This window comes from Microbacterium sp. 2MCAF23 (genome assembly GCF_052115565.1).
Taxonomy (GTDB): domain Bacteria; phylum Actinomycetota; class Actinomycetes; order Actinomycetales; family Microbacteriaceae; genus Microbacterium.
In genome coordinates this window covers 153,535-169,729 of record NZ_JBFRGY010000007.1, presented here as the reverse complement: position 1 = coordinate 169,729, position 16,195 = coordinate 153,535, and the positions used below count along the sequence as shown (strand labels likewise).

The 16,195-nt window shown below is 70.9% G+C and carries 12 protein-coding genes; 7 read left to right on the top strand and 5 right to left on the bottom strand.

Annotation, left to right across the window (positions count from 1 at the left end; genetic code table 11):
• Positions 1-25 precede the first annotated feature (25 nt).
• Genes AB4078_RS09460 through AB4078_RS09440 form a run of 5 tightly spaced genes read left to right on the top strand, consistent with a single transcriptional unit; the run spans position 26 to position 7,106 of the window.
• A complete protein-coding gene (locus AB4078_RS09460) occupies positions 26-1,015 on the top strand; it encodes a carbohydrate ABC transporter permease (RefSeq protein WP_440734432.1) in 990 nt (329 codons plus the stop codon).
• Positions 1,012-1,902 (top strand): carbohydrate ABC transporter permease, encoded by an 891-nt coding sequence (locus AB4078_RS09455; protein WP_440734242.1) that lies wholly within the window; start codon positions 1,012-1,014, stop codon positions 1,900-1,902. The genes AB4078_RS09460 and AB4078_RS09455 overlap by 4 nt, the downstream gene beginning before the upstream one ends.
• Before the next feature lie 2 nt (positions 1,903-1,904).
• Positions 1,905-4,343 carry a glycoside hydrolase family 3 N-terminal domain-containing protein gene (locus tag AB4078_RS09450; RefSeq protein ID WP_441976903.1) on the top strand — a complete coding sequence of 813 codons (2,439 nt, stop codon included), beginning with the start codon at positions 1,905-1,907 and terminating at the stop codon, positions 4,341-4,343.
• Positions 4,340-5,908 carry a family 43 glycosylhydrolase gene (locus AB4078_RS09445; protein WP_441976902.1) on the top strand — a complete coding sequence of 523 codons (1,569 nt, stop codon included), beginning with the start codon at positions 4,340-4,342 and terminating at the stop codon, positions 5,906-5,908. Before AB4078_RS09450 ends, AB4078_RS09445 begins: the two co-directional genes overlap by 4 nt.
• A gap of 37 nt (positions 5,909-5,945) precedes the next feature.
• A complete protein-coding gene (locus AB4078_RS09440; protein ID WP_441976901.1) occupies positions 5,946-7,106 on the top strand; it encodes an ROK family transcriptional regulator in 1,161 nt (386 codons plus the stop codon).
• A 230-nt stretch (positions 7,107-7,336) separates the two neighbouring features.
• Here AB4078_RS09440 and arfA read toward each other — a convergent pair whose 3' ends face one another.
• From arfA to AB4078_RS09415, 5 genes are all read right to left on the bottom strand, one after another.
• On the bottom strand, positions 7,337-8,872 hold the full coding sequence (gene arfA / locus AB4078_RS09435; protein ID WP_441976900.1) for an arabinosylfuranosidase ArfA: 1,536 nt from the start codon (positions 8,870-8,872) through the stop codon (positions 7,337-7,339).
• Positions 8,873-8,892: 20 nt separating this feature from the next.
• Complete coding sequence (locus AB4078_RS09430; protein WP_441976899.1) at positions 8,893-9,789, bottom strand: carbohydrate ABC transporter permease; 897 nt, start codon at positions 9,787-9,789, stop codon at positions 8,893-8,895.
• Entirely contained in the window at positions 9,786-10,739 is a 954-nt protein-coding gene (locus tag AB4078_RS09425) for a carbohydrate ABC transporter permease (RefSeq protein ID WP_440734236.1), read from the bottom strand. The genes AB4078_RS09430 and AB4078_RS09425 overlap by 4 nt, the downstream gene beginning before the upstream one ends.
• The gene (locus tag AB4078_RS09420; RefSeq protein WP_441976898.1) at positions 10,736-12,070 is read right to left on the bottom strand and encodes an extracellular solute-binding protein; all 1,335 of its coding nucleotides are present in this window, start codon (positions 12,068-12,070) and stop codon (positions 10,736-10,738) included. Before AB4078_RS09420 ends, AB4078_RS09425 begins: the two co-directional genes overlap by 4 nt.
• Before the next feature lie 119 nt (positions 12,071-12,189).
• Entirely contained in the window at positions 12,190-13,236 is a 1,047-nt protein-coding gene (locus AB4078_RS09415; RefSeq protein ID WP_441976897.1) for a LacI family DNA-binding transcriptional regulator, read from the bottom strand.
• A gap of 79 nt (positions 13,237-13,315) precedes the next feature.
• Between AB4078_RS09415 and AB4078_RS09410 the strand changes: the two genes are divergently transcribed.
• Positions 13,316-14,563 carry a D-arabinono-1,4-lactone oxidase gene (locus tag AB4078_RS09410; protein ID WP_441976896.1) on the top strand — a complete coding sequence of 416 codons (1,248 nt, stop codon included), beginning with the start codon at positions 13,316-13,318 and terminating at the stop codon, positions 14,561-14,563.
• A gap of 320 nt (positions 14,564-14,883) precedes the next feature.
• Entirely contained in the window at positions 14,884-15,936 is a 1,053-nt protein-coding gene (locus AB4078_RS09405; RefSeq protein ID WP_441976895.1) for a LacI family DNA-binding transcriptional regulator, read from the top strand.
• The last annotated feature ends 259 nt before the right edge of the window (positions 15,937-16,195 follow it).

Genomic DNA, 16,195 nt, shown 5'->3' with positions numbered 1-16,195 from the left:
GAGAGCGATGACTGGCACCCAGGTGATGGCCGAGGCCGTGCCTGAGAGCGACCGCCGCACCGGGACCGGGACCTCCCCGGCCCCGGTGCGGCGAGCACGCGCCGACTGGCGCAAGCGCGGCGAGATCGCGCTGCTCTCCGGGCCCGCCCTGTTGATGTTCGTCGGATTCGTCATCCTCCCCGTGGGGATGGCATCCGTCTACGGGTTCTTCAAGTGGAACGGGTTCGGGTGGCCGACGCAGTTCGTCGGCCTCGACAACTACATCCACATGTGGCAGGACCACACGTTCCGCGATGCGGTCGTGCACAACTTCGCGATCGTCGTGCTCTCCCTCGTGCTGCAGGGGCCGATCGCGATCCTGTTCGCACTGCTGCTGAACCAGAAGTTCCGTGGACGTTCGCTGATCCGCGTGCTGATCTTCGTGCCGTACGTGATCTCCGAGGTCATCGTCGGCACCGGATGGAACCTGATGATGCAGGACGCCGGCGCGCTGAACTCGCTGCTCGGCAAGGTCGGGCTCGGGTTCCTCCAGCACTCCTGGCTCGCGGATCCGAAGCTCGCGCTGTGGACGCTGATGGTCATCATCACCTGGAAGTACATCGGCTTCGCGGTCATCCTCATGCTCGCCGGGATGCAGTCCATCCCGGAGGAGCTCTTCGAGGCCGCGGCGATCGACGGCGCAGGGTTCTGGAAGATCCAGTGGAACATCACGGTGCCGCTGCTGGGGCCGACGATCCGCATCTGGGCGTTCCTTTCGATCATCGGCGCCCTGCAGCTCTTCGACCTCGTCAACATCATCTGGGGGCAGTACATCTCCGCCACGGCGGGCACCTCGACGATGGCGACGTACATGTACCAGAACGGGCATCTCGCCGGCAGCTACGGCTTCGGCAACGCGGTCGCCGTGATGCTCTTCCTGATCACCCTCGTCGTCGCCCTGATCTACCAGCGGTTCGTGCTGCGGCGCGACACCGACGGCGCGCTGACGGGCGACAGTGGAAAGGCCCGCAGATGACCACCGAAAGCCTCCGCACCACCGCCATCGTGCAGCCACGCGATCGCAAGGGCGTCCGCCGCTCGCCGAAGGCCCCCTGGGGGAGCCCCGGCCTGTATCTGATCGCGATCGTGCTCGTCACGATCTGCATCACGCCCGTGCTCTACATCATCATCGGCGGGTTCCGCACGAACTCGCAGATCACGAAGGACCCGTCCGGTTTCCCGGCTCCCTGGCAGTTCGCCAACTACTCCGACGTGCTCGCCGGATCCGAGTTCTGGACCGCCCTGGTCAACTCGACCGTGGTGGCGATCGGCACGACCGCCGGCGCCGTGCTGCTCGGCGTGATGGCGGCGTACGTGCTCGCCCGCTACGAGTTCGCGGCCAAGCCGGCGATGTACGCGCTCTTCGCCGCAGGGCTGATGTTCCCCGTCACCGTCGCGATCACCCCGCTGTACCTGCTGATCCGCAACCTCGGCCTGGTGAACAGCCTGGCCGGGATCATCGTGCCGCAGATCGCGTTCGCGCTGCCCGGCACGATCATCATCCTGGTGCCGTTCCTGAAGGCGATCCCGAAGGAGCTCGAGGAGGCGGCGGCGATCGACGGCGCATCCCGCCTCGGCTTCTTCTGGCGGATGGTGATCCCGCTGAGCCTGCCGGGTGTGGTCACGGTCGGCATCCTCGCGTTCGTCGGATCCTGGAACGGCTACATGCTGCCGCTGTTCATCCTCAACGACCCGAGCCTGTTCACCCTGCCGCTGGGCGTGCAGAACTTCTCCTCGCAGTACTCGGTCGATACCGCCCGCGTGCTCGCCTACACCTCGCTGTCGATGCTGCCCGCGCTCATCTTCTTCAGCCTCTTCGAACGCCGCATCGTCGGCGGCCTGACCGGCGCGGTGAAGGGCTGAGCATGACTTCGGACACGACCACGGAGGGCCTTGTCGCGACGGAGGAGGTCCCGGCCTTCCCGATCGCCTCCGAGCGGGTCGGGGCGCTGCTCGCGCAGATGACCCTCGAGGAGAAGGCCGCACAGCTCGTCGGGTACTGGCTCGATCAGGGCGGTGAGGTGGTGGCGCCGCTGCAGAACGAGATGGCGGCCGCGGGGCGCCACGACACGCTGGCCGGCATCACCCGCGACGGCATCGGCCATTACACCCGCGTCTACGGCACCCGGCCCGTCGAGCCCACTGAGCGCGCGGCCTGGCTGTGGGCGGAGCAGCGCCGGCTGAAGCGCGAGACGCGCCTCGGCATCCCGGCGCTCGTGCACGAGGAGTGTCTGACCGGGCTTGCCGCGTGGAAGGCAGCGAGCTTCCCGACGCCGCTGGCCTGGGGCGCCTCGTTCGACCCCGAGCTCGTCGCCGAGATGGGCGCGCTCATCGGGGAGTCGATGCGCACCCTCGGCATCCACCAGGGGCTCGCCCCGGTGCTCGACGTGGTGCGCGACCCTCGCTGGGGGCGTGTCGACGAGTGCATCGGCGAGGATCCGTACCTCGTGGGCACCGTGGGAACCGCCTACGTCCAGGGCCTGCAGTCCGCCGGCGTGCACGCCACGCTCAAGCACTTCCTCGGGTACTCCGGCTCACGTGCCGGGCGCAATCACGCCCCGGTGTCCGCCGGGCCGCGTGAGGTCGCGGACGTCTTCCTGCCGCCGTTCGAGATGGCGATCCGGGATGGCCGTGTGCGCAGCGTCATGAACAGCTACGCCGAGATCGACGGCGTTCCTGTCGCATCGGATCCGGCGCTGCTGACGGGGCTCCTCCGGGAGCGGCTCGGGTTCGACGGCGTCGTCGTGGCGGACTATTTCGCGATCGCGTTCCTCGAGGTCATGCATGCCGTCGCGGCCGACCGCGGCGAGGCCGCCGAGCTCGCGCTGCGGGCCGGGATCGACGTCGAGCTGCCCTCCGGCGACGCGTATCTCGAACCCCTCGTCGACCGGGTGCGCAGCGGTGCGCTCGACGAGACGTACCTCGACCGCGCCGTCATCCGGGTGCTCGCCCAGAAGGAGCAGCTCGGGCTGTTCGAGCCCGATGTCTTCGACGACGCGCCCCCCGCAGGCGTCGACCTGGACACGCCGAGGCACCGCGACGTCGCCCGCCGGCTGGCCGCGGAATCGCTCGTGCTGCTGTCGAACGACGGCGTGCTGCCCCTCGCGGTGACGGCACGGCGCATCGCGCTCATCGGGCCGAATGCCGATCGTTCTGAGGCGCTGCAGGGGTGCTACTCCTTCGCGAACCACGTGCTGGCGCACCACCCGGGCTACGAGCTCGGCATCGAGATGCCCACGGTTCGCGAGGCGCTGACCGCCGCCGTCCCGAGGGCTCAGATCGTGCACGCGCGCGGATCCGAGGTCGAAGGCTCCGACCGCATCGGGCTCGCCGAGGCCGAGCGGGCCGCCGCGGACGCCGACGTCGCGATCGTCGTGGTCGGGGACCAGGCCGGCCTCTTCGGCCGCGGCACGGTCGGCGAGGGCAACGACGTGGAGTCGCTGGACCTTCCGGGCGTGCAGCGCGAGCTCGTCGAGCGCGTGGTCGCGACGGGAACGCCCGTCGTCATGGTCGTGCTCTCGGGCCGTCCCTACGCGATCGACTGGGCGCTCGACGACGGGGCCGCGCGTCCGGGGGCGGTGCTGCAGGCCTTCTTCCCCGGCGAGGAAGGCGGCACGGCGATCGCGGATGTGCTCACCGGCGCGTCCTCGCCGTCAGGGCGACTGCCCCTGAGCCTGCCTCGGTCCTCGGGGGCCCAGCCCTACAGCTACCTGCATCCGATCCTGGGCGGCCCCTCCGACGTCACCTCCACGGATCCGACCCCGCTGCGGCCGTTCGGATTCGGGCTGTCGTACACGAGCTTCGCCTACGAGGAGTTCACCGCCTCCGCCGAGGCCCGCACGGACGGCTCCTTCACCGCGACCGTGACGGTCGCGAACACGGGCGCCCGCCGCGGGGCCGAGGTCGTGCAGCTGTACGGGCGGGACATGGTGGCGAGCGTCACCCGTCCGGTCGCGCAGCTGCTGGGCTACGGGCGGGTCGAGCTCGATCCGGGCGAGCGCCGCACGCTGCGCTTCGAGGTTCCCGCGGCGCGCTTCGCGTTCTCCGACCGCACCCTGACCCGCGTCGTGGAACCGGGGGAGGTGCGGGTGTGGGCTGCCGCCCATGCAGAGGCGTCCGCTCCAGCGCCCGACGACGGCGAAGAAGTCGCCGGCGTCACCGGGGGCGCGATCTCGAACGAGCGCGCTCGTGCGCACCGCGTGCTCCCCGGCGCTGCCACGGCGTCGCTGCCGGTGCAGCTCACGGGCGACGTGCACGAGGTCGGCGCCGCAGACGCCCGTCTGGTGACGGTGTCGAGCGCGTGATCGAGGTCGCCAATCCGATCCTGCCCGGATGCCATCCGGACCCGTCGATCTGCCGGGTGGGCGAGTGGTATTACCTCGTGACATCCACGTTCGAGTACCTCCCCGGCCTGCCGGTGCTGCGTTCGCGCGACCTGGCGCGCTGGGAGACGATCGGGCACGTGATCGACCGCCCCGGCATGCTCGACTTCGAGGGCATCGGATCCTCCGGCGGACTGTACGCGCCGACGATCCGGCACGGGCTGGGGCTGTACTGGGTCGTGTGCACGCTCGTCGACCGGGAGGATCCGTCCCGGGGCGGGAACTTCCTCGTCACCGCGAGCGACCCGGCAGGGCCGTGGAGCGATCCCGTGCTGCTCGACGTCGCCGGCATCGACCCGTCGATCGCGTTCGACGACGGAGGGCGCGTGTGGCTGCACGGCACCCGCCTGGCCGCCGATCCGGAGTGGCACGACCAGACCGAGGTCTGGGTGCGGGAGTATGCGCCGGACCGAAGCGCACTCGTGGGCGAGGAGCACGTGATCTGGCGCGGTGCCGTGCACGGCGCGGTCTGGGCGGAGGGCCCGCATCTGTACCGCATCGACGGGAGCTGGTTCCTGCTCGCAGCCGAGGGCGGCACCGAGTTCCACCACGCGGTGAGCGTGGCGCGCGCCGACGCGGTCACCGGGCCGTACGTCGGCAACCGGGCCAACCCGGTCTTCACCCATCGGCATCTGGGGCGGACCAGCACGGTGATCGGCGCTGGGCATGCGGATCTCGTGCAGGCGGCGGACGGATCGTGGTTCGCCGTCATGCTCGCGATGCGCGCGGACGACGGGCACCACTACCCGCTCGGACGGGAGACCTTCCTGTGTCCGGTCGTGTGGGAGGACGGCTGGCCGGTCTTCGCGCCGGGCGAAGGGCGCCTTCCCGCCACAGTGCGGATCCCCTGGGCGCTGGAGGAGCCGACGCCGGGGGAGTGGCAGCCGGACGACCGCATCGCCGGCGTCGTCGTGCCATCGGACCCTCGGTGGACCGCGCTGCGCGCCCTGCCCTCCCAGGTCGCGGTCGCGGAAGGCGACGCCTGGAGGCTGCCGGTGCGCGCTGCGACGCTGCACGAGCCGTCGTCGCCGGCGTTCCTGGGCGTGCGGCAGCAGCACGCGGATGTCGACGTGCGCTGCGTGCTGGAGGTGCGCGGACTCGCCGAGGGAGAGAGCGCCGGCCTGGTGCTGCGGCAGTCGGAGCTCGATCACGTGGCACTCGCGGTGACCCGCACGGCGGAAGGATTACGGCTCTCATCCGAGGAGTGCCGCGCCGGCGACCGGCAGCAGCGCGGTCTCGGGGCGCTGTCCGCGGCGGACGAGGTCGAGCTCGCGCTGAGCGGGCGCGGATACGCGTACTCGCTCCGGCACGGAGAGACCGAGCTCGCCGTGGCGGACGGACGCGAGCTGGATGCGTCCGCCACGGGCGGCTTCCTGGGGCTCTGGGTCGGCATCCACGCGACGAGCGCGGGTGCCGAGCCGCGCGGCGAGGTGCGCATCACTCGATTCGAGTACGCGCCTGCGCTGGTGGACCACGGCGATCGGTAGCCTGGAGTCCCACCGCGTGCAGGAAGCGAGACGCCGCATGAACGAACGCGCCACGACCGTCGAGGGGGTGCGGCGCACCAACCTCGCCGAGGTGCTGCGCCTCGTGCACCATGCGGGTGCGCGCTCGCGGGCCGTCATCACGGCGGAGACGGGGCTGAACCGCTCCACCGTCTCGGATCTGGTCGGACGGCTGGTGGAGGCGGGTCTCGTCGAGGAGCACGAGCCCGATCCCACGCGCCGGGTGGGGCGCCCCTCCCCGGTCGTCGCACCGAGCCCCGGCGTCGTCGCCATCGGCGTCAACCCCGAGATCGACGCCGTCGAGATCGGTGCGGTCGCGCTGGGCGGCGCGGTGCGAGAGCGGGTGCGGATCCCCGCCGACCAGCCCGAGGTCGCGGACGTCGTCCGGATCGTGACCGACGTCGTGCGCGAATGGCGCGACGGAGCGCTGCGCGGGTGCCGCATCGAGGGCATCGGCGTCGCGGTGCCCGGCCTGGTGCGCGCCTCGGACGGGCTGGTGCGGTTCGCCCCGCACCTGGATTGGCGCGATGCCGACATCGCGGGGCCGCTTGCGGCAGCTCTCGGCATCGACGTGGTCGTGGGCAATGACGCCTCGCTCGGCGCGCGGGCCGAGCGGCTCTTCGGCGCGGCACGGGAGCACGAGGACGTCGTGTACCTGAACGGCGGTGCCAGCGGTATCGGCGGCGGGCTGATCCTGCACGGACGGCTCATCGGGGGCGTCGGCGGGTATGCCGGGGAGTGGGGGCAGACCGCTGCGAGCGTGGCGGATGCCGCGGACCGGCGCGCCGAAGGCGGAGTGCTGGAGGACGAGGTGAACCGGGCCCGTCTGGTCCAGGCCGCGGGCCTCGCCGCGCCCGACGACGTCGAGCTCCGTGCGGCGCTCGGCGCTGCCGACGAGGGGCCGGCGATCGCCGAGGCCGCACGGCAGCGCCGCATCCTCACGGCCACCCTGGGCAACGCCGTCAACGTGCTGAACCCGGCGATGATCGTGCTGGGCGGCTTCCTCGCGATCCTGCGGGATCTGGATCCGGACTCCTTCGATGCCGAGGTGCGCCGGCGTGCGCTCGCCGCGTCGGCCGAGGGGCTGGAGATCTCCGCGGCCGCACTCGGCGCGGACCGCCTGCTCATCGGGGCTGCCGACGCCGCCTTCGAACGACTGCTGGCGGACCCCCTGGGCTGAGCCCGCCATTGTGACGCCTTCGGGGGCGTTGAGCGCGGACGCCGAAGGTGGTGGTTCCCTCCCGGGGGTCGTTGAGCGAGGACGGAGCGCAGCGACGACCGAGACGAAACGCGGCGCTCTCGCGAGGGCACCGCGTTTCGTCTCGCTTCGCTCGCTCAACGACCCCGGAGTGTCGGCTCGCTCAACGACCGCCAGGCGTGCCTGCGGTCGCCCCCTCCCGGCGCGCCGGCTCAGCTCCGGGCGACCTCGAACTCCACCGCCGACCACGACAGCGCCGGCAGGGTGAGGTGCACCGCGCCGTCGTCGAGCGTCACGCCCTCGAGCGGGCGCAGGCCGACCGCGTCCGGCGTCTGCTCCAGGTTCGCGGTGAGCCGGTCGCCGTCCTCGGGCACGGTGAGCACCTCGGCCGAGCGGACCGCGGTCGCGCGCAGTCCGTGCAGGGCGAGGTCGACGGTCGCCTCCGAGTCCAGCGAGCGGTTCGCGACGAACAGGGCGAGCCGTCCCGACGCCTCATCCCACGTCGCGACGGCGTCCACTTCGTCCACGTCGCCGTACTGCGCGGTCGCGCCCTGCGACGAAGAGATCGCCAGGCGCATGATCCGCCCCTTCGCCATCCGCGCCATCCGTGCGAACGGCCAGAAGATGGTCTGCCGCCAGGCGGGCCCGCCCTCCTCGGAGCGGATCGGAGCGATGACGTTCACGAGCTGGGCCTGGTTGGCGATCTTCACACGGTCGCCGTGCCGTAGCAGGCTGTGCAGGAACGTGCCGACCACGACCGCGTCGGTGACGTTGTACGTGTCCTCGATGAGGCGGGGGTGCTCGCGCCAGCCGGCCGCGGCCACCTCGCCCTCCTCGACGTCATTGAACCGGTCGAAGTCCCAGACGTTCCACTCGTCGAAGGAGATGTCCACCTGCTTGCTGTGCTTGCCGGCGGCCTTGACCGCGTCGATCGTCGAGATCACGCCGTCGATGAACATGTCCATCTCCACGCCCTCGGCGAGGAACGACGCCGCATCGCCGTTCTTCTCGCGGTAGTACGCGTGCATCGAGATGTAGTCGACCTCGTCATACGCGTGCGTGAGCACGGTGTGCTCCCAGGTGCCGAAGGTGGGCATCCCCCGGTTGGAGGAGCCGACCGCCACGAGCTCGATGGTCGGATCCACGAGCTTCATCGCCTTGGCGGTCTCCTGCGCGAGCCGGCCGTACTCGTGCGCGGTCTTGTGGCCGATCTGCCAGGGGCCGTCCAGCTCGTTGCCGAGGCACCACAGCTTGATGCCGAACGGATCCTCTGCGCCGTTGCGGCGGCGCAGATCCGACCAGTACGTACCACCGGGGTGGTTGGCGTACTCGACCAGCGCGCGCGCCTCCTCGACGCCGCGGGTGCCGAGGTTGATGGCCTCCATGACCTCGACCTCGGCCTCGCGCGACCAGTCCATGAACTCGTGCAGGCCGAACGCGTTCGTCTCGATCGTGTGCCAGGCGCCGTCCATGCGCACCGGACGATCGGCGACCGGGCCCACGCCGTCCTCCCAGCGGTAGCCCGAGACGAAGTTGCCTCCCGGGTAGCGGACCACGGTCGGGCCGAGTTCGCGCACGAGCTCGAGCACGTCGGTGCGGAAGCCGCGCGCGTCCGCGGCCGGGTGGCCCGGCTCGTAGATGCCGGTGTAGACGCAGCGGCCCATGTGCTCGACGAACTGGCCGAACAGGCGGTGCGGGACGTCGGCGATCGTGAAGTCTCGGGAGACGGTGATGCGGGCGTGGGCCATGGGGATCCTTTCGGGTCGGGTCACTGACCGCCGAAGCCGCTGGTCGCGACCCCTTTGACGATCTGCTTCTGGAAGAGGAGGAACACGATGATGAGCGGCAGGGCGGCGAGCACGGCCTGAGCCATGACCTGCGCGTACTGCACGCCGTAAGCGCTGATGACGGTCTGCAGGCCGACCGGCAACGTCATCAGGCTGGTGTCGTTGATCACGAGGAACGGCCACAGGAAGTTGTTCCAGGCGCCGATGAACACGAAGATCGCGACGGAGGCGAGGATCGGCCTCGACAGCGGCAGCACGATCGACCAGAACACCCGGAACCTCGACGCGCCGTCGACGCGCGCCGCATCCTCGAGCTCGATCGGGATCGCGTCGAAGAAGCGCTTCAGGATGAAGACCATCGCCGGTGCCACGACCTGCGGCAGGATCAGGCCCCAGTGCGTGTCGACCAGGTTGAAGGCGAGCATCTCGTAGAACAGCGGGATGATCAGCACCTGCGGCGGCACGACGATCGCCGCGACGATGACGACGAACAGCCACTTGCGGCCGCGGAAGTCGAGCCGGGAGAACGCGTAGGCGGCGAGGGCCGAGATCGTGACGGTGAGCACGGTGACCGCGGTCGCGGTCCACAGGCTGTTCCACGCCCAGAGGTAGACGTTGCCCTGCGAGAGGATCGAGCCGAACGCCTGGGCGCTCGGACCGCTCGCGCCGATCCAGCCGGGGTCGCCGGAGGCGGCATCGGTCTCGGTCTTGAACGCGGTCGCGACCGCCCACAGGAACGGCAGCAGCCACCCGATCGCGAGGATCAGCAGCACCGCGAAGGCGAGCACGGTGAGAACGGTGAACCGGCGGCCGATCGGCCGGCGGGTGCGAGCGCGCGCAGCGCCCGGGGCGACGAGAGTGCGGGTCGCGGTGGTCATCGGGCGTCCTTCCGCCGACGGGTGATCAGCGCCTGCACGACGCCGAGGATGATGATGATCGCGAAGAACACGTACGAGATGGCGGCAGAGTAGCCGAACCGGTATCCGACGAAGCCGGTCTCGTAGATGTACTGCACGATCGATCGGGTGGTGTCGCTGGAGAGGCCGCCGAGCATCTGGTACGCCTGATCGAACAGCTTGAGCGATGCGAGGATCTGCAGCAGGCCGATGAGCGTGGTCGCCGGTCCCAGCTGGGGGAGCGTGATCGAGGTGAACTGCCGCCAGCCGCCGGCGCCGTCCAGCGACGCCGCCTCGTACTGCTGCTGCGGGATGTTCTGCAGGGCGGCCAGGTACAGAAGGAAGTTGAAGCCGACTGTCCACCACACCGTCGCGATCACGATCGCGAGCATGTTGATCTTCGGATCCTGCAGCCAGGCGATCGGCTCGAGACCGAAGGCCTTCAGGACGTTGTTCGCCGCACCGATCTGCGGGTTGAAGATCCAGATCCAGATCTGCGAGATGACCGTGGACGCCAGCAGGTACGGCATGAAGAACGACAGCCGCCACAGCCACTGGCCGGGCAGGCCCCGGTCGACGAGCACCGCCATGAGCAGGGCGATGACGACGAGCGGGATCGTGGACAGCAGGGTGAACCACGCCGTGTTGCCGAACGCTCCCCACATCACCGGGTCGCTGAGCGCCTCGACGTAGTTCGCGAGCCCGACGAAGCCGCCCCCGGATCCGGTGAGGGACTGGTCGGTGAAGCTCAGATAGAGCCCCTGCAGGATCGGCCAGGCGAGGAACAGCGCGAAAGCCACCAGGAACGGCGCGAGGAAGACCCAGCCGATCAGCTGCTCGCCGCGGTGGGATCCGCCCGCGTGGCGCCGGGTGGTTCGGGTCGCCGCGCGGCCGGTGACGATGGTCGTGGTGGTGGGGGCCGTCGTGGTCATCTCCGTGCTCCTTCCGGATCGGCGGGATTGGGTTGGGCGAGGAAGCGCTTCACGGCGGCCTCGAAACGGGTGATGGCATCGGCCGGGCTGCCTCCGCCGAGGAGGGCGGGCTGCGCGGCGGCGCCGAACTGGCCCTGGAAGTTGGATCCGGATCCGGTGAACCACGCGGGCGGGTCGTAGCGCACGTACTTCGCGGCCTCCGCGTAGTGCGCCTGCGGGAGCAGCTTCGCGTACTTCGCGGACTCGGTGACCGGCAGGTACGCGGGGACGTGCCCGGCCTCGGCCCAGCCGAAGGAGCCCTTCAGCATGTCCGCCACGAAGCGGTACACGAGATCGCGGCCCGCCGCATCGGGGTGCGACTGGTGCGGCAGAACGAAGGAGTGCGAGTCGGCGTAGACCGCGCGGGTGCCGAAGAGCGGCGGGATCATCGCGACGTCGAAGGGGATCTTCGCGGCCTGCATCGTGCGCAGCTCCCACACGCCGCTGAGGAACATTCCGCTCTTGCCCGTCGCGAACTCCGCGACCGCTGTGCCGTAGTCGGCCTGCTTCGCGGCCCTCTTGCCGTCGAGCAGCTTCTGCATGAACTCGAGCGACGCGACGGCGGCGTCCCTGTCGATCACGGCGGAGCCGCCCTGCGGCATGTCCATCTCGATGCCGTGCTGGGTGTACAGCGTGTAGAACAGCCGCCACATCTGGGAGCCGTCGCCGAGATAGCCGTAGGAGAGGCCGTGCCCGCCGGTGACGCCGGCGATCGCGTCGACCATCGCGAGGAACTCCTCGGGGCTGGTCGCCTCCTTCAGGCGCCCGTCCGCCTCGAGCACACCCGCCTTGCCGCAGACGTCGGTGTTGTACATGAGCACGAAGGGGTGCGCGTCGAGCGCGATGCTGAGGCGCCTGCCGTCGACGTCGCCCTTCTTCCAGATCGGATCCGAGAAGGTGGAGGCGTCCACGCCGAGGTCCGCGAGACGCCCGGTGTCCCAGGCGTCGAGCAGGCCGCCGGGCGCCCAGCCGAGCACGCGGGTGGCGTGCATGATCGCAACGTCGGGGGCCCGGCCGCCGGCCGCGGCCATGGCGAGCTTCGTGTAGTAAGGGGTGCCCCAGGCCAGCACGGTGGGGCGGATGCGGTAGGCCGACTGCGCCTTGTTCACGCCGTCGAGCAGGCCCGACATCGTGACGCCGTCGCCGCCCGACAGCAGGTGCCAGAACTGCAGTGTGCGCGTGCCCGACGCGGCAGCCGAGGACGGGGAACATCCGGCGAGCAGGGCGGCGCCCGCGGTGAGGCCCGCGGCGCCGAGGAATTGCCGCCGGTTCAGATCGAGAGCTGGTGTCATCGTCACTCCTTCGTGGACGATCGGGGGATGCCGACATCATTACATCGATGAAATGAAGTGCGCAAGAGGCTTCCGAGACCGGTCACGGAGTTGTCGCCCAGTCCCGCCCGGGAGCGCGGTCAGCGCCCTGCGGTCCAGCCGGCCGGAGCGGCGCCGGTGCTCTCGCGCACGATGAGCCGGTGCGGCACAGTGATCGTGCGCGGGGTTCCGGTCGGATCCGCGATCCGCTCGGCGAGCAGGTCGACCGCGGCCGCGGCGAAGGCGGCCCGGTCGATCTGCACCGTGGACAGGGCGGGATCGGTGAAGCGGGCGAGCTCCACGTCGTCGAAACCCGTGACGAGCACGTCCTCCGGGACGCGGATCCCGCGGCTGTGCAAGACATGCAGGGCGCCGGCGGCGAGCGAGTCGGTGAAAGCCAGGACGGCGTCGAACGGCACGCCGCGATCGAGCAGCTCGGTCATCGCGGACGCGCCCCCGCTCATCGTCCAGTCCGAATGGTTCGCCGTCAGGCGCGGGTCCGCGGGGAGCCCGGCCTCCGCGAGCGCCTGGCGCACCCCCTGCAGGCGGAGCCGGCTGGTGGCGGTCGCGATCGCGTGCTGGTCGTCGCCGCCGACGACGACGATCCGGCGCGCGCCACGGGCGATCACGTGCCGCGTCAGCTCGGCAGCCCCGGTGACGCTGTCGATCCCCACGTGGTCGACGAGCTGGTGCTCGACCTCGCCGATGAGCACCACCGGCAGCTGCCGGTCCTCGTCGGTGAGGGCACTGTCCTCGAGCCGGATGGGGTTCAGGATCAGCCCGTCGACGAGGTGCGCACGGGCGCGCGAGAGAAGTTCGCGTTCGCGGCGCGGTTCGGATCCGGTCTGCTCGACTTGCACAGCGAAGCCCTTCAGCCGGGCGGCCTGGACGATGTGGTCGAGCAGTTCGGCGGAGAACGACGTCGCGAGGTAGGGGAGGGCGAGCGCGATGACCCCGGAGCGGCCGTTGCGCAGGCTCCGGGCGCTCAGGTTGGGCACGAAGTCGAGCTTGCGCATCGCGTCTTCGACGCGCTCGCGCGTGTCCTCGCGCACGAAGACCGTGCCGGTGACCACGTTCGATACCGTCTTCGCCGAGACGCCGGCCAGTGATGCGACGTCCCGCATCGTCGCGCGCGTGCCCCCTGCCATGCGCTCAGCCTATGCCCGCGCATGCGGCTTCCGGATCCGCCACGGTTCTATCGATGTAAGCGGGTTCTATGATGTGGCGATGAGCATCGGGACGAACTGGGCCGGCAACCTGCACTACGGCGCGGCGGGGATCGCCCGCCCGCGCAACCGCGACGAACTGCACGATGCGCTCGCGACCGCGGGCTCGCTGCGCCCGCTCGGATCCCGGCACAGTTTCAACGCGATCGCCGACACCGCGGGCACGCTCATCGACCTCTCCGCGATGCCCGCCGAGGTGCAGCAGACGGCGCCCGATGCCGTGCGTGTGCCGGGCGGTATCCGCTATGGCGAACTCGGCGCCGAACTGCAACGCCGCGGGCTGGCGCTAGCGAACCTCGCTTCGTTGCCGCACATCTCCGTCGCCGGCGCCGTCTCCACCGGGACGCACGGGTCGGGCGATGCGACCGGATCCCTCGCCACGGCTGTGCGCTCGCTCACGTTCGCAGGCCCGGACGGTGAGCGCACTCTGCGCCGGGGGGACGCGGACTTCGATGGAGCGGTCGTGTCGCTCGGCGCGCTCGGCCTGATCGTCGAGCTCGAACTGGAGGTGGAGCCGGCGTACGACGTGGCGCAGACCGTGCACGAGGGGCCGGCGTGGGACGCCGTGCTGGCCGACTTCGACCGGGTCACCGCGCTGGGCACGAGCGTCAGCCTGTTCAGCCGCTGGACCGACCGCGACCGTGCCGACCAGCTCTGGGTGAAGAACCGGGTCGGCGGCGTCGCTCTCGACGAAGAACTGCTCGCTCAGCTCGGAACCACTCCGGCGGTTGTGGAGCGGCACCCGATCCTCGGCGCCCCGAGCGAGGCGTGCACTCCGCAGCTCGGTAGACCCGGACCCTGGCATGAACGACTGCCTCATTTCCGGCTGGCGTTCACACCCTCGGCGGGCGAGGAGCTGCAGAGCGAGTACCTGGTGCCGCGGCGCGATGCGGTGCGTGCGATCGAGGCGATCCGCGCCATGGCCGACCGGATCGCACCGCTGCTGCTCGTGAACGAGATCCGCACGGTCGCCGCCGACGACCTGTGGCTGAGCTCGTCGTACGGCGAGGCCGCGGTGGGGCTGCACTTCACCTGGCGCCGGGACCAGCCCGCGGTCGAGGCGCTGCTGCCGGTGATCGAGGCGGCGCTGCCCGACACCGCCCGTCCGCACTGGGGCAAGCTCGCCACGCTCGAACCGGCCGAGATCCGCCGCCGCTACGCCCGCTGGGCGGACTTCGCGGCGCTCGCGGCGCGGATGGATCCGGCAGGCCGGTTCCGCAACGCGTACCTGGAGCGGCTCGGGCTGTAGTGCCGGGACGAGTCTGGCTGTGGCGGGCGCCAGGCGTTCGGGCGCCGGCGCTCCGGCGTCGGCTCGGGCGTTCGCGTGCTCGGACCGTGCCCGCGGACCGGGTGCGTGCGCCGGGCGTTCGGGCGCCAGGGGAGGGGCCCAGGGTTCAGGTCGCACTTTCTGCTGCGTGGAGCCCCTCGATGGAGCAGAAACTGCGACCTGAACGCGAGGATCGCGACCTGAAGCGTTCGCTGGGAAGGGTTCCTCCTCACGTTGGATCCGTGACGCCGCGTGCCGGCCTCGTCGTCGGCGGTCGGCGCCGGGCCCGTACACTCGCAGGCGTGAGTGAGTCGAAGCCGCAGCGCGCCGCCGGAGTGCGAGAGGTCGCTGCGCTCGCGGGCGTCTCGCGACAGACCGTGTCGCGCGTGCTCAACGATCATCCGGACGTCGCACCCGACACGCACGCCCGCGTCGTAGCGGCGATGGAGGAGCTCGGCTACCGCATGAACAACGCCGCGCGGGCGCTCGGCACGCACCGCACGCGTACGATCGGCGTCCTCGCCTCGGATGCCCTGCAATACGGCCCCTCGCGGAGCATGGCGGCGATCGAGGCGTCAGCGCGCGAGGCCGGGTACTGGATCACCGCGGCGTTCGCCGATTCCGGCGACGAGGCCTCCGTCCGCGACGCGATCGAGCACCTGCGCGCGCAGTCGGTGGACGGGATGATCGTGTTCGCGCCGCATGCGCGCACGCTCGACGTGCTCGACGCGCTGCGCATCGGGACCCCCGTCGTGATCCTGCACGCCGCCGAGCGGGCCGACTTCTCGGTCGATCAGCGGGCGGGCGCGCGCCTCGCCGTGGCGACCCTCGCCGACGCCGGACACGAGCGGATCGCACACCTCGCCGGCCCGGCGGACTGGCTCGAGGCCGAGGCGCGGGCCGCCGGCTTCGCCGAGGAGCTCGCGGCGCGCGGTCTGCCCGCCGGCGCGGTCTTCGCGGGTGACTGGAGCCCGCGCTCGGGCCATGAGGCCGCGGCGGCCGTGATCGCCTCCCGCGCGACCGCGGTCTTCGCCGCGAACGACCAGATGGCGCTCGGCCTGATCGGCGGCCTGCGCGCGGCGGGAGTGGACGTTCCGGCGCAGCTCAGCATCGTCGGGTTCGACGACGTGCCCGAAGCGGCGTACGCCTGGCCGCCGCTCACGACCGTGCGACAGGACTTCGAGGAGCTCGCGCGGCGTGCGGTCGCGCAGGTGATCGCGCAAAGCGGATCCGGTGCTCCCGGTGCCGGCAGCGCGGGGGCGTCGGGTGCGTCGGCGGCCGTGGTATCCGGCTCGACGGATCCGATCGCCCCCGTCCTGGTCGCCCGCGATTCGGTGGTTCCGCCCTCGGCCTGAGCGCCCTTGAGCCGGTGGTTCCGCCGTCGGCCTGAGTGCCCTCGATCTGCGGACGGCCCCGTTCGCTCAGGTCGCGATTTTTGTCCGCCGGATATCCAGGTCGCAATTTCTGCGGCCTCGGGGATCCGGATAGAGCCGAAAGTGCGACCTGACCAGCAGGAGTGCGACCTGAAGCATCCGATAGTCAGCACGGCGGTCGCCGCGCCCAACAGAGCCTGTGGATAACCTTCGACGCCGGGCGACGATCCTGACACGGTGG

Coding starts and splice junctions, on each gene's coding strand:
- AB4078_RS09460 (WP_440734432.1), top strand. CDS start 26: ATGGCCGAGGCCGTGCCTGAGAGCGACCGCCGCACCGGGACCGGGACC.
- AB4078_RS09455 (WP_440734242.1), top strand. CDS start 1,012: ATGACCACCGAAAGCCTCCGCACCACCGCCATCGTGCAGCCACGCGAT.
- AB4078_RS09450 (WP_441976903.1), top strand. CDS start 1,905: ATGACTTCGGACACGACCACGGAGGGCCTTGTCGCGACGGAGGAGGTC.
- AB4078_RS09440 (WP_441976901.1), top strand. CDS start 5,946: ATGAACGAACGCGCCACGACCGTCGAGGGGGTGCGGCGCACCAACCTC.
- arfA (WP_441976900.1), bottom strand. CDS start 8,872: ATGGCCCACGCCCGCATCACCGTCTCCCGAGACTTCACGATCGCCGAC.
- AB4078_RS09430 (WP_441976899.1), bottom strand. CDS start 9,789: ATGACCACCGCGACCCGCACTCTCGTCGCCCCGGGCGCTGCGCGCGCT.
- AB4078_RS09425 (WP_440734236.1), bottom strand. CDS start 10,739: ATGACCACGACGGCCCCCACCACCACGACCATCGTCACCGGCCGCGCG.
- AB4078_RS09420 (WP_441976898.1), bottom strand. CDS start 12,070: ATGACACCAGCTCTCGATCTGAACCGGCGGCAATTCCTCGGCGCCGCG.
- AB4078_RS09415 (WP_441976897.1), bottom strand. CDS start 13,236: ATGGCAGGGGGCACGCGCGCGACGATGCGGGACGTCGCATCACTGGCC.
- AB4078_RS09410 (WP_441976896.1), top strand. CDS start 13,316: ATGAGCATCGGGACGAACTGGGCCGGCAACCTGCACTACGGCGCGGCG.